Raw genomic sequence first — 12,463 nt, 5'->3', positions numbered from 1 at the left:
CGGCCGAACGGTCAACCGGGTGCGGAGTGACTATCCCATGCGCGTCGTCTCGGGCATCCAGACCACCGGCAACCTTCACCTCGGCAATTATCTGGGCGCCATCAAGCAGTGGGTCGCGATGCAGGATCAGGGGGAATGCCTGTTCTTCCTCGCCGATCTCCACGCCCTGACCGGCACGATCAGCCCGGCCGAGCTGGCCAATTCGACGATCGAAATGGCCGCCACGCTGTTCGCCGCGGGAATCGACGACCGCTCGATCCTGTTCAACCAGGCGCGCGTGCCCGCCCATGCCGAACTGTGCTGGATCCTCCAGGGCACAGCGCGGATGGGCTGGCTCAACCGCATGACGCAGTGGAAGGACAAGGCGGGCAAGAATCGCGACGGCGCCAGCGTCGGGCTGTTCACCTATCCGGTGCTCCAGGCGGCCGACATCCTGGTCTATCAGGCGACGCACGTCCCCGTGGGCGAGGACCAGAAGCAGCATCTGGAGCTGACCCGCGACATCGCGACGAAGTTCAACCAGGATTTTGGGCTGGAGCTGTTCCCGCTGCCCGAGCCGCTTATCAGCAAGGCCGCACCGCGGATCATGAGCTTGCGCGACGGCAATGCGAAGATGTCCAAGTCCGATCCCTCGGATCTGAGCCGCATCAACCTGATCGACGACAACGACACGATCGCCGCCAAGTGCCGCAAGGCCAAGACCGATCCCGAGCCGCTGCCCGATGCGTTCGATGCGCTGGCCGAGCGGCCCGAGGCGCGCAACCTGGTGACGATCTTCGCCGCCCTTGCGGATCGCGATCCGCAATCGGTGGTGGAGGAATATGCCGGCCAAGGCTTCGGCGCGTTCAAGCCGGCGCTGGCGGAGCTGACGGTATCGGTGCTCGGGCCGATCCGCGAGCGGCTGACGGCATTGCTGAACGACCGGGCGGAGGTGGGCGCACAGCTCGCCAAGGGTGCGACGCGGGCGAGCGCGCTGGCGGCGCCGACACTCAAGGCGGCGCAGGAAGCGGTGGGGTTGCAGGTGTAGCTACAAATTGTGGCGTTCCGCGCGCCCTGCCGGGTCGCAGAACGCCACCATTCAACTCAGCAAAAGCTAAGCCAGTCGAGTGGCCATCGTGCGACGACGGCGGAGCACAGCTCCACCGAGCGCGAAACCGCCGATCATCATGATCCAGTTCGCCGGTTCGGGAACCGCCGCCCAAAGCCGGCGCACCGTGACGCTATAATCAACGTCATCGGCGGGATAAATATAGAAGTCCAACCAACCGAGCGTTGCATAGCCATTATCAGGCCGCCTCAAAGTATACAACACATTGCCAGAAGTACCATTGAACGAATAGTAAGTTTCGTTCAGAGATCCTCCGGTCTCCGGATCCCAAATCGTGCTGTTCACGTAGAGGCCGCCGCTCAGCGGCCGATCAAACGTCCATTCGATGCTGTACAGCCCGGAGATGCTCGTCCCGATCCCCACATAGAAGGGATCGCTCGCCGTGCCGCTTTGCGTCCAGGTCTGCGCCTGGGCGGCGAAAGGAAACGCCAGGCACAACAATAAACTGCAAATCAATTTCCGTATCATGGCCATTCCCCCATTGTCATCTGCGGCCACGGCCCGTTGCGGCCCACCAGACATGGTTAATAAGGAAGAAATGGCTGTTAATCCATCGAGTAAATAAGCGATTTGGGAGCAGACACCGGTCAGTATCGACGCCTAAACGAGCAGCCGCGACCTTCGCGTTGCCCTGCTCCCGGCTTATCCGCCCGCCCCCGCCCACGGGCGAGGCGAACGGATCAGCCCTCCAGCGTGCGCATCAGGGCGCGGACGGCGCCGTCGATTTCGACATCCTTGCCGCGCAGATCCTCGATCCGCTTGACCGCATGAATCACCGTCGAATGGTCGCGGTTGCCGAACTTGCGGCCGATTTCGGGGAGCGACCGCGTCGTCAGGCGCTTGGCGAGGTACATCGCGATCTGGCGCGGGCGCGCGATCGCCACCGCGCGGCGGGCCGAGATCAGATCGAGCTGCTTGACCTCGAAATGCGCGGACACGGCGCGCTGGATCTCGTCGATCGTGATGCGGCGCTGGCTGTTGCGCAGCACCTCGCCCAGCACGTTGACGGCGAAATCGATCGTGATCGTCTCGTTCGACAGATTGGCATAGGCGAGCAGGCGGTTGAGCGCGCCTTCGAGTTCGCGGACGTTGCTCGTGATCCGCGCCGCCAGCAGGTCGATCACCTCGGCCGGCATCTGCACCGCCGGCATGTCCTCCAGCTTGCGGACCACGATCGCGCGGCGGAGTTCGAGCTCGGCGGGCTTGATGTCGGCCACCAGCCCGGCGCCGAGACGGCCCGCGAGCCGCGGCTCGAAGCCCTCGAGCGCCTGGGGTGCGCGGTCAGCCGCGATCACCAGCCGCTTGCCGGCGCTCATGAACTCGTTGACGGTGTGGAAGAATTCTTCCTGCGTCGCGTCCTTGCCGCCGATGAACTGAAGATCGTCGATCATCAGCAGGTCGACCGAGCGCAGCCGCTTCTTGAAGCTGTGCGTATCGCGGTTGCGCAGCGCCTGGACGAATTCGAACATGAAGCGTTCGCCCGTCGAATAGATCGCCGTAGCACCCGGATTCGCCGCCAGAAATTCGTGGCCGATCGCGTGCATCAGGTGCGTCTTGCCCTGGCCGGTGCCGGCGTGAAGGTAGAGCGGGCTGAACTGCGGCGCGCCGGCCGAGGCCATCGCCCGCGCGGCGTTGAACGCCACCCGGTTGGTGCTGGCAACGACGAAGCGGTCGAAGGTGAAGCGCGGATCGAACGCCGGGCGCTCGCCACGATCCTCGACGATCGATTCGAGCGGCGCCGGCGCGGGCACGGGCTCGGCGCTCAGCACGCGCTGCGACGCTTCGGGCAGCGTCTCGATCGTCACGCTGCACACGCTGGGCAGCGCGGCGCGGAATTCGAGCAGCAGCCGTTCGGCATAATGGTTCTTCACCCACTGCGTCATGAACGCCGAAGGCAGACCCAGCCGCACCGCGACCGGATCGCTTTCGTCGATCAGGACGACGGGCTTCAGCCACTGCTCGAACAGGCGCTGGCCCGCCGAGCGCCGCAGGTTGCTTCGCACCTGCGCCCAAGCCTTGGCGACCGATTCGCCCCCGTCACGTTCCAGGGTTTGAACCTGACTCACTGAGACGCACCCCTCCTTCACGGAAAACGGGTTTCCGTGTGCCAAACCAAAACAGGACCTTGAGGCCCATCGCTGCCGGTCATGCCCCCGGGCACGCGCGCTGAGCGTTCAAAAAACCCCGGCGCGAACTCGGCCGGGACGCTTGTTTTAGGTAGGGCTCACTGAGTCGATCAAGCGTAATCCATGTAAAGATTCTGAAATAGTTTTGTTGACACGGCGAACCCTAGGAAATCCGCCAAATCTTGCTTTTTATCGTTATATTTCAGTTACTTATCTTGATACCTGCAGGATCATGCGCTTCCGAATCGGGCCGACTCGCGCAAATCCGCCGATTGCCCCAATGGCGCCTGTCCAGACGCCAAATCGCGTACGCCAGACACGCGAAAAGCCCCGCCGGAATGCTCCGACGGGGCAATTGCTACCGATTGATGGCAGTTATGCGAGCGCTTGAAGACGCTTGGTCAGGCGCGCGAACTTCCGCGATGCGGTGTTCTTGTGCAGCACGCCCTTGGCAACGCCACGCGCCATTTCCGGCTGCGCAGCGGCGAGCGCGGCGGCGGCAGCGGTCTTGTCGCCTGCGGCGAGCGCCGATTCCACCTTCTTCACGAAGGTACGGATACGGCCGACGCGTGCGCCGTTGATGTCTGCACGACGCTGGTTGCGACGGATGCGCTTCTTCGCTTGCGGCGTATTCGCCATTCGGTCTGTTTCCTGCTCGAAATGGGTGAGGCGCGGAAGCGAGCCCACGCCGGAAAGAGGCGCCCCTTAACGGGTCAGGCGATTCGGGTCAACCTTCAGCGCTGGCATTTGCCACAATAGAAGGTGGATCGCCCGCCATCGACGCGGCGCAGCACCGGACGGCCGCAGCTGCACGATTCGCCCTCGCGACCATAGACGCGCCACTCCTTCGCGAAATAGCCGAGTTCGCCGTCGGGCCGGGCATAGTCGCGCAGCGTGGAGCCGCCCGCGCGAATCGCCGCGACCAGCACCTCGCGCACCGCATCCACCAGCTTCTCCAGCTTCGCGCGCCCGATCGCCCCCGCCGGCTTGTCCGGCGCGATGCCCGACAGGAACAGCGCCTCGCACACATAGATATTGCCGAGGCCCGCGACGATTCGCTGATCGAGCAGCAGCGCCTTTACCGGCGCGATGCGATCCCTGAAGGCAGCGACCAGGTGCGCGGCGGTAAAGTTCGGCCCCAGCGGCTCCGGCCCTAGCGCCTTGAACGCGGGCCAGTCCGCCAGCGCGGCCGTCGCCATCAAGTCCATCGAGCCGAATCGCCGGGGATCGTTGAGCGCCAGCCGGTGCCGCGCGGTCTCGATCACGACATGGTCGTGCTTGCCCAGTTCCGCCGGATCGATCCGCCAGCGGCCGGACATGCCGAGATGGAAGATCAGCGTATCGCCCCGATCGGTATCAATCAGGCCATATTTGGCGCGCCGCGACAGGCCGGTGACGGTCGCCCCGGTCAGCCGCTGGCCGAGATCGACCGGGAACGGCCGGCGCAGGTCGGCGCGGTTGAGCAGCACGCGTTCGATCCGCTGGCCCTCCAGCACGGGGGCGAGGCCGCGAACGGTGGTTTCGACTTCGGGAAGCTCGGGCATGTGGCGCTACAGCTAGGAAGTAGCAGTGGGAATGTCACCTCCCCCTCCCGCCCCGGCACCGCGATAGGGGCCGTGCGGCGTGAGCCGCGTGGTCGAGGGGGCCGCCAAACCGGGCTCATTGGTGGAGAGCCCCCTCCACCATTCGCTGCGCGAATGGTCCCCCTCCCCGTGCCGGGGAGGAATGGGTTCCCCTCAGCCCTCTTGGTTTGACCACAAGTCGCGGCTAAGGCACCCCCATGCCCGATACCGTCTCCTTCGGTTACGAAGACGTCGCCCCCGAGGAAAAGACCCGCCGCGTCGGCGCGGTGTTTTCCAATGTCGCCCGCAATTACGACCTGATGAACGATGCCATGTCCGCCGGCATGCATCGGCTGTGGAAGGACCGCTTCGTCCGCCGGGTAAAGCCGCGCGCGGGCGAGCATATCCTCGACATGGCCGGCGGCACCGGCGACATCGCCTTTCGCATGGCGGAAACGGGCGCGGCGATCACCGTCGCCGACATCAACCCGGAAATGCTGGCCGTCGGGGTCGAGCGCGCGGCCCAGCGCGGCATCGACGGGCTGGTGTGGACCGAGGCCAATGCCGAGACGCTGCAATTCCCCGATCGCTTCTTCGATGCCTATACGATCGCGTTCGGCATCCGGAACGTGACCGACATTCCCAAGGCGCTTCGCGAGGCGCACCGCGTGCTCAAGCGCGGCGGCCGCTTCTTCGTGCTCGAATTCTCGACCACCCAGTGGCCGGGCTTCGCCGAGGTGTATGACGCCTATTCGCACAAGCTGGTGCCGAAGCTCGGCAAGCTGCTGGCGAAGGACGAGGACAGCTATCGCTACCTGATCGAATCGATCCGCCGCTTCCCGGACATGCCGAGCTTCGAGCGGATGATCGCCGAGGCCGGCTTCCGCCAGACCAAGGTCGAGCCGCTGCTCGGCGGGCTGGTGGCGATCCACAGCGGCTGGAAGATTTGATGGGTGATCCCGTTCGATCCTCCCCGGCACGGGGAGGGGAACCGCGCGCGTCAGCGCGTGGTGGAGGGGGTTCGCCCCACCGGACTCGTGCGTGGATAGCCCCCTCCACCAGGCCGCGCTGCGGCCTGGTCCCCCTCCCCGTACCGGGGAGGATTTGGGCATGACCGCGCCCGCCGTCCATCTCTGGCGCCTGCTGAAATGGGGCCGCATCCTCGCGCGTCACGGGGCGCTGCGCGGCATCGAGCGCGATGCCAATACCCCGCGCCCGGTGCGCCGCCTCGCCCGGCTCGCCCGGCTGGGTGCGCGCGTGCCCGCCGTGCCGGCCTATGCCGATGCGTTCCAGGCGATCGGCCCCGCCGCGATCAAGCTCGGCCAGACGCTCGCCACCCGCCCCGATCTGGTAGGCGAGGAAGCCGCGAGCGACCTGCTGCGCCTGCAGGATGCGCTGCCCCCGGTTCCCTTCGACATCATCCGCGATCGGATCGAGACCAGCCATGGCCGCCCGCTTTCCGCGCTGTTCGCGGAAGTGGAGGAAGTGCCGATCGGCGCCGCCTCCATCGCCCAGGTCCACCGCGCGGTGACAACCGACGGCCGCCGCGTCGCGGTCAAGGTTCTCCGCCCCGGTATCGAGAATGATTTCGCCCGCGCGATCGACACCTATGAATGGGCAGCCGCCCAGCTGGAGGCCTATGGCGGCGAGGCGCGCCGGCTACGTCCCCGGCTGGTGATCGAAAGCTTCAAGCGCTGGACCGCGCGCGAGCTTGATTTCCGACGCGAGGCCGCCTCGGCCTCCGAGCTCGCCGAGGGCATGACCGCCGAGCCGGACTTCATGGTGCCCCGGATCGACTGGCAGCGCACCACCGGCAAGGTGTTGACGCTCGAATGGATCGACGGCATCAAGCTGAGCGACCGCGACGCGCTGGTCCGCGCCGGGCACGACATGCCGGGGCTTGCGTCCAAACTGATCCGTGCCTTTCTGCGCCAGGCGATCGCCGAGGGCTTCTTCCATGCGGACATGCACCAGGGCAATCTGTTCGCCTTGCCCGATGGCCGCATCGCCGCGATCGACTTCGGTATCATGGGCCGGATCGATCGGCGTGCCCGCGTCTGGCTCGCCGAGATCCTCTACGGCCTGATCACCGGCGACTATAAGCGCGTCGCCGAGATCCATTTCGAGGCGGGCTATGTGCCGGCCCACCACAATGTCGCCGAGTTCGCCACGGCGCTTCGTGCCGTGGGCGAGCCGATGCGCGGCCTGCCGGTGAAGGAAATGTCGATCGGCGGGATGCTCGACGGCCTGTTTTCGATCACCCGCGACTTCGACATGATGACGCAGCCGCATCTGCTGCTGCTCCAGAAGACGATGGTGATGGTGGAAGGCGTCGCCCGCTCGCTCGATCCCGACATCAATCTGTGGGACGTGTCCGCGCCCTTCGTCCGCGAATGGATCCGCACCGAGCTGGGGCCGGAAGCCAAGGTCGCCGATCGGCTGATCGAGGATCTGCGCACGCTGGCCCGCCTGCCGGACCTTGTGCGCAACATCGAACGCCGCTTCCCCGCCCCCGGCGGTGCCCCGCCCGAACCGCCCTTGCGCGAAATCCAGGTGGTGCGCGTGGGCGGCGGCTGGCGTTATGCGCTCGTCGCAGGGCTCGCCGCGGCTATCGGCATTCTCGGAACGCTGCTGCTGCGATGAGGCCGCGCGGCCGCCCGCTATGGACGCTGCGGCCGTCGCGGTTCGCGGCCCTGCCGCGCAACCGCGCGCGGCTCGCCTGGCTGGCGCTGCTGCTCATCCTCGGCGCGACGCTGACCGCGCTCGGCCCGCCCGCCATCGGCTCGGGTGCGCCGGCCACGGCGGTCGCCGCCGACGGCATGACCGATCTGGGGCTGTATGAAAGCGTCGTCGCGGGCATTCGCGGGGGCGACAATTACTATGTCGCCGCCAGCGCAGCGATGCGATCGGCCGGCTATCCGCTGCGTCCGTTCGTCACGATGCGGATGCCGGCGCTGGCGATGATCCAGGCATCGCTCCCGGTCTGGGCGATGCAGGTGCTGCTGGTGCTGCTGGCGGGCACGACGGCGGTCGCGCTGGCGACGCGGATCGGCGGCAACCTGACCGGGCTGCTGCCGCGCGCGGTGCTGGTGTTCGCGATCGCGGCATCGATGCTGGCCTTTTTCCAACCGGGCCTGATCGGCTTCCACGAAATCTGGGCCGGCCTGCTGATCGCGCTTTCGCTGGCGATGCGGCGGCGGGGCCGCTGGATCGAGGCGGTCGCCATCGGGCTGGCGGCGATGCTGATCCGCGAGACGGCAGCCCCCTATGCCGTGATGATGGCCGCCTTTGCCTGGTTCGAGGGCGAGCGTCGCGAGGCGCTGGGATGGGGATTCGCGCTGGTCCTGCTCGGGGTCGCGCTGGGCGTGCACGCGCATGCCGTGGCGGGCGTCACCGGCCCGCTCGATGCGAAATCCGCTGGCTGGGCGGGGCTCAACGGGCCGGGCTTCTTCATCCATTCGCTGGTGGTGTCGACCGCGCTCGACGCGCTTCCGCTCGCGATCGGGGCGCTGCTCGTCGGGCTGGCGCTGATCGGCTGGGCGAGCTGGGAAGATCCGCTGGGCGCGCGCATGTTCGCGCTGCTGGTCGGCTATGGCACCGGCATCGCCCTGTTCGCGCGCGTCGATACCTTTTACTGGGCGCTGCTGGTGGCGCCTGCCGCGCTGGCGGGCCTCGTGTTCGTGCCCGATGCATTTCGCGACCTGTGGGCACGCGCGGTGGACAGGCGCCGGATTACGGTGAAGACGGTGACGCCATGAAACGCATCCTGCTGATCGTCGGCGGCGGCATCGCGGCCTATAAGGCGTGCGAACTGATTCGCCTTTGCCGCAAGGCGGGCATCGACGTGCGCTGCGTCCTCACCGAAGGCGGCAGCCATTTTGTCACGCCGATGACGCTGGCGGCGCTTTCGGAGAACGAGGTCCACACCACGCTGTGGGATCTGAAGAACGAAACCGAGATGGGGCATATCCAGCTCAGCCGCGAGGCCGACCTGATCGTCGTCGCGCCCGCGACGGCCGATCTGATGGCGCGCATGGCGGCGGGAATCGCCGACGATCTGGCCACGACGCTGTTGCTCGCCACCGACAAGCCGGTGCTTGCGGCACCGGCGATGAACGTGCGGATGTGGACGCATGCGGCGACGCAGCGCAACGTCGCGCAGCTCCGCGCCGACGGGGTGACGGTGCTCGACCCCGACGAGGGTGCGATGGCGTGCGGCGAACATGGCCCCGGCCGCCTGCCCGAGCCGGGCGCGATCCTGGCGGCGATCGAGCGCGCGCTTGCGCCCGGCGCGCAGCCGCTGGCGGGCCGCCATATCGTCGTGACCGCCGGGCCGACGCACGAGCCGATCGATCCGGTGCGCTACATCGCCAATCGCTCGTCGGGCAAACAGGGCTTCGCGATCGCCGAGGCGCTGGCGGCGCTGGGTGCCCGCGTCTCGCTGATCGCCGGGCCGGTGACGCTGCCGACGCCGGCGGGGACGACGCGCATCGACGTTGAGACCGCGCAGCAGATGGCCGATGCCGTTGCCGCCGCGCTGCCCGCCGATGCGGCCGTGATGGTGGCGGCGGTGGCCGACTGGCGCGTCGCCGCCGCGCCGCAGAAGCTCAAGAAAGGCGAGGGCCAGCCGGCGCTGGCGCTCAGCGAGACGCCAGACATCCTCGCGATGCTGGGCGCGAGCCCGGCGCGGCCGCGCCTGCTGATCGGATTCGCCGCCGAAACCGAACATGTTATCGATCATGCCGTCGCGAAAAGAGCGCGCAAGAACGCCGACTGGATTGTCGCCAACGATGTTTCCGGCGATGTGATGGGCGGTGAAGCCAACAGCATCCATATCGTCACGGCGGAAGGCGTCGATTCCTGGGAACGACTGCCGAAGCGCGAGGTGGCTGGGCGGCTGGCACAGCGGATCGCCGATGCGCTCTAGGCGGCGATGGACGGGCATGGCGCTGGGGGCGCTGCTGCTGGCGGGCTGCACGCCGGTCGCGCCCGTCGGCACGCGCGAAGACGCGCCCGCATTCAATCTCCACGCACAACTCTATGCCCCGGCGCGGGCATCGTCGGTGCGCACGCTGGTGATCGTGCTGCACGGCGACGAGATGCCGGGCGGCGCCAGCGATCCTTATGGTTTTGCCGACACGGTGTACCGGACGATTCCGCACAGCGCGGCCGTCGCGCTGCTGCGGCCCGGCTATGCCGATGCGGGCGGCAACCGCTCCCCCGGCGAGCGCGGCGCGGGGACCGGCGACAACTATACCAGCGATCGGCTCGACGCGGTTGCCGCGGCGATCACCACCGCCGAGCGGCGCTTCCCCGAGGCCGATGTGATCGTCGTCGGCGATGGCGGCGGGGCGGCGATCGCCGCGAACCTGGCCGGGGTGCGGCCGGACCTGTTCGACGGCATGGTGCTGGTCAGCTGTCCGTGCGCGCTGCCCGAATGGCGGCGGGGCATGCAGAAGCGGCTGGGCGGCGGCTGGGGCCAGCCGGTCGCGAGCCTCGACCCGCTCAAGACGGCGGGCGGCGTGCTGCCCGGCCTGCGCACGGCGCTGGTGGTCGGCACCGGCGATCGCGTGACGCCGCCGGCGCTGTCGCGTGCCTATGCCGAGGCGCTGGCGCTGCGCGGGATCGCCACCGATCTGCGCTTCGTGCCCGGCAAGGGGCATGACCTGCTCAACGACCCCGAGGTGCTGGCCGCGACCGTGAAGCTGGCGCAGGGACTGGCGACCAAGCGCTGACCGGGGCAAAGGTTGCGGCCGGCCGCGCCACCGACTAGCGCTGCCCCGAACCCGAAGCGAGGCGCACACGTGAATCAACCCAAGGTCGAACTGCGGATCCTCGACGACCGGCTCCGCGAATGGGGCCTGCCCCGGTACCAGACCGACATGTCGGCCGGGATCGATCTCCACGCCTGCCTGAAGGCGCCGCTGGAACTCCAGCCCCAAGCGCCCGCCGTGCTGATCCCGTCGGGCATCGCGCTGCTGATGAACGACCCGAACATGGTCGCCTTCCTGCTCGCCCGATCTGGGCTGGGCCACAAAAAGGGGCTGATCCTCGGCCAGTCGGTCGGCACGATCGATGCCGATTACACCAACGAGATCTTCATCAGCGCCTGGCTGCGGACCCCGCCGGGCAGCGAGCCGCTGACGATCAATCCCGGCGATCGCATCGCCCAGCTGGTGTTCCTGCCGATCCTGCGCCCGGACTTCGTGACCGTATCGGAATTCTCGTGCGAAACCGCGCGGGGCACCGGCGGTTTCGGGTCGACCGGGATCTGAGCCGGTTCGTCGCGAATCGATGCCGAACTTGCCTTGAGCGATTGCGATCCGCGCATCATGCCGCTCGACTCGGACAATCGCCAAACGGCCGAATGGATGGGAAGGTACGATCTTGCGTGAGAACCTGCCCCTAAACAACGCGTTGCGGCACATGATGCCGGCGTTCGCGAGCGACGGCGAACCCGGAGCGACCGGCCGATGATCGCGCTTGCCGCACTCGCCTTCGCGCTTCAGGCGATTCCGGGCCAGGGCAGGACGATCGACTGGGCGGCGCTGGCGCCCCTGCCCTTTCGCACGCTGCCCCAGATAACCCCGGCGATGCGCGACTTTGTCGCGGGCGAGATCGCGCTGCGCAAATGCCCGGTGCCTGCCGGGCCGGGCCAGACGCTGACGGTCGACGTCGCCGTGCTGGTGGCCGCCGATGACGGCATCCGCACGGTGATCCCGCGTGCGATCCGCTGCCCCACGGTCGAACAATATACCGCCGCGCTGGTCGCCGGGGCGGCTCGGGACAATCTGTTGCCGCGCACCGCCGCCAACGAGCAATGGTATCGCGCGACGATCACCTTCGACTGGTCGCGATGACGCTTTCGGACGAGGAGCTCGAACGCTACGCCCGCCACATCATCCTGCGCGAAATCGGCGGCGGGGGTCAGGCGACGCTGAAGGCGGCGCGCGTGCTGGTGATCGGCGCCGGCGGCATCGGCGCCCCGGCGATCCAGTATCTCGCCGCCGCCGGCGTCGGCGCGCTGACGATCGTCGATGACGACCGGGTCGATCGGTCCAACCTCCAGCGCCAGATCCTGTTCGCGACCGCCGATATCGGCCGGGAAAAGGCGGCCACCGCCGCCGCGCGCGTGACGGCGATCAACCCCAATGTGGCGGTGACCGCCCTTTGCCGCCGCCTGTCGGCCGAGGATGCACCCGCGCTGATCGCGAACCACGACGTCGTGCTGGACGGCACCGACAATTTCGCGACGCGGCTGGCGGTGGCGGACGCCGCGCTGGCGGCGCGCGTGCCGCTGATCGCATCGGCGGTGGGCGAGTTCGAAGGGCAGATCGGCACGTTCCGCGGCTGGGAGGCGGACAAGCCCTGCTATCGCTGCTTCGTCGGCGGCAACCCGGAACGCGAGGGCGTCAGCTGTTCGGAACAGGGCGTGCTGGGCGCACTGACCGGCGTGCTCGGCAGCATTGCCGCGCTGGAGGTGATCCGGGCGATCGCGCCGTTCGGCGAGGACAGCGCGGGCAAGCTGCTGCTGGTCGACACGCTGGCGCTGCGGTTCAGAACGCTGATCCTGCCCAAGGATCCCGGCTGCCCGGCTTGCGGCGCGCGAACGCTCGGTTAAGGAAGGCAGCCCTACCCCTTTCCGGCCGCTGCCCACACAGGATCGT

The 12,463-nt window shown here is 67.8% G+C and carries 13 protein-coding genes; 9 read left to right on the top strand and 4 right to left on the bottom strand.

Annotated elements, in window-relative coordinates:
- Positions 1-37 precede the first annotated feature (37 nt).
- Entirely contained in the window at positions 38-1,027 is a 990-nt protein-coding gene (gene trpS / locus ACX40Y_RS14085; RefSeq protein ID WP_459120200.1) for a tryptophan--tRNA ligase, read from the top strand.
- Positions 1,028-1,093: 66 nt separating this feature from the next.
- Here trpS and ACX40Y_RS14080 read toward each other — a convergent pair whose 3' ends face one another.
- The 4 genes from ACX40Y_RS14080 to mutM form a co-directional block, all read right to left on the bottom strand.
- Positions 1,094-1,576, bottom strand: coding sequence for a PEPxxWA-CTERM sorting domain-containing protein (locus tag ACX40Y_RS14080; protein WP_459120199.1), 483 nt, complete (start codon positions 1,574-1,576; stop codon positions 1,094-1,096).
- 212 nt (positions 1,577-1,788) lie between these two features.
- Positions 1,789-3,174, bottom strand: coding sequence for a chromosomal replication initiator protein DnaA (gene dnaA, locus ACX40Y_RS14075; RefSeq protein ID WP_459120198.1), 1,386 nt, complete (start codon positions 3,172-3,174; stop codon positions 1,789-1,791).
- Between the two features lie 435 nt (positions 3,175-3,609).
- The gene (gene rpsT, locus ACX40Y_RS14070) at positions 3,610-3,873 is read right to left on the bottom strand and encodes a 30S ribosomal protein S20 (protein ID WP_459120197.1); all 264 of its coding nucleotides are present in this window, start codon (positions 3,871-3,873) and stop codon (positions 3,610-3,612) included.
- A gap of 95 nt (positions 3,874-3,968) precedes the next feature.
- Entirely contained in the window at positions 3,969-4,778 is an 810-nt protein-coding gene (gene mutM / locus ACX40Y_RS14065; RefSeq protein WP_459120196.1) for a bifunctional DNA-formamidopyrimidine glycosylase/DNA-(apurinic or apyrimidinic site) lyase, read from the bottom strand.
- A gap of 236 nt (positions 4,779-5,014) precedes the next feature.
- On the opposite strand from mutM, the gene ubiE reads away from it, so the two are divergent.
- The 8 genes from ubiE to ACX40Y_RS14025 all read left to right on the top strand — a co-directional run bounded on the left by ubiE (position 5,015) and on the right by ACX40Y_RS14025 (position 12,417).
- Complete coding sequence (gene ubiE / locus ACX40Y_RS14060) at positions 5,015-5,746, top strand: bifunctional demethylmenaquinone methyltransferase/2-methoxy-6-polyprenyl-1,4-benzoquinol methylase UbiE (RefSeq protein ID WP_459120195.1); 732 nt, start codon at positions 5,015-5,017, stop codon at positions 5,744-5,746.
- 160 nt (positions 5,747-5,906) lie between these two features.
- Positions 5,907-7,439, top strand: coding sequence for a 2-polyprenylphenol 6-hydroxylase (ubiB, locus tag ACX40Y_RS14055; protein ID WP_459120194.1), 1,533 nt, complete (start codon positions 5,907-5,909; stop codon positions 7,437-7,439).
- Positions 7,436-8,554 (top strand): hypothetical protein, encoded by a 1,119-nt coding sequence (locus ACX40Y_RS14050; protein WP_459120193.1) that lies wholly within the window; start codon positions 7,436-7,438, stop codon positions 8,552-8,554. Before ubiB ends, ACX40Y_RS14050 begins: the two co-directional genes overlap by 4 nt.
- Positions 8,551-9,723 carry a bifunctional phosphopantothenoylcysteine decarboxylase/phosphopantothenate--cysteine ligase CoaBC gene (coaBC, locus tag ACX40Y_RS14045; RefSeq protein WP_459120192.1) on the top strand — a complete coding sequence of 391 codons (1,173 nt, stop codon included), beginning with the start codon at positions 8,551-8,553 and terminating at the stop codon, positions 9,721-9,723. The genes ACX40Y_RS14050 and coaBC overlap by 4 nt, the downstream gene beginning before the upstream one ends.
- A gap of 16 nt (positions 9,724-9,739) precedes the next feature.
- Positions 9,740-10,531 carry an alpha/beta fold hydrolase gene (locus ACX40Y_RS14040; protein ID WP_459120191.1) on the top strand — a complete coding sequence of 264 codons (792 nt, stop codon included), beginning with the start codon at positions 9,740-9,742 and terminating at the stop codon, positions 10,529-10,531.
- A gap of 69 nt (positions 10,532-10,600) precedes the next feature.
- Positions 10,601-11,071 (top strand): dUTP diphosphatase, encoded by a 471-nt coding sequence (dut, locus tag ACX40Y_RS14035; protein ID WP_459120190.1) that lies wholly within the window; start codon positions 10,601-10,603, stop codon positions 11,069-11,071.
- Positions 11,072-11,269: 198 nt separating this feature from the next.
- Positions 11,270-11,656 (top strand): hypothetical protein, encoded by a 387-nt coding sequence (locus tag ACX40Y_RS14030; RefSeq protein WP_459120189.1) that lies wholly within the window; start codon positions 11,270-11,272, stop codon positions 11,654-11,656.
- A complete protein-coding gene (locus ACX40Y_RS14025; RefSeq protein ID WP_459120307.1) occupies positions 11,653-12,417 on the top strand; it encodes a HesA/MoeB/ThiF family protein in 765 nt (254 codons plus the stop codon). Before ACX40Y_RS14030 ends, ACX40Y_RS14025 begins: the two co-directional genes overlap by 4 nt.
- Positions 12,418-12,463: the final 46 nt, after the last annotated feature.

The organism is Sphingomonas sp. RS6 (assembly GCF_054489705.1).
Note: the sequence above shows the minus strand (reverse complement) of the source record. Positions and strands in the feature narration are given on the sequence as shown.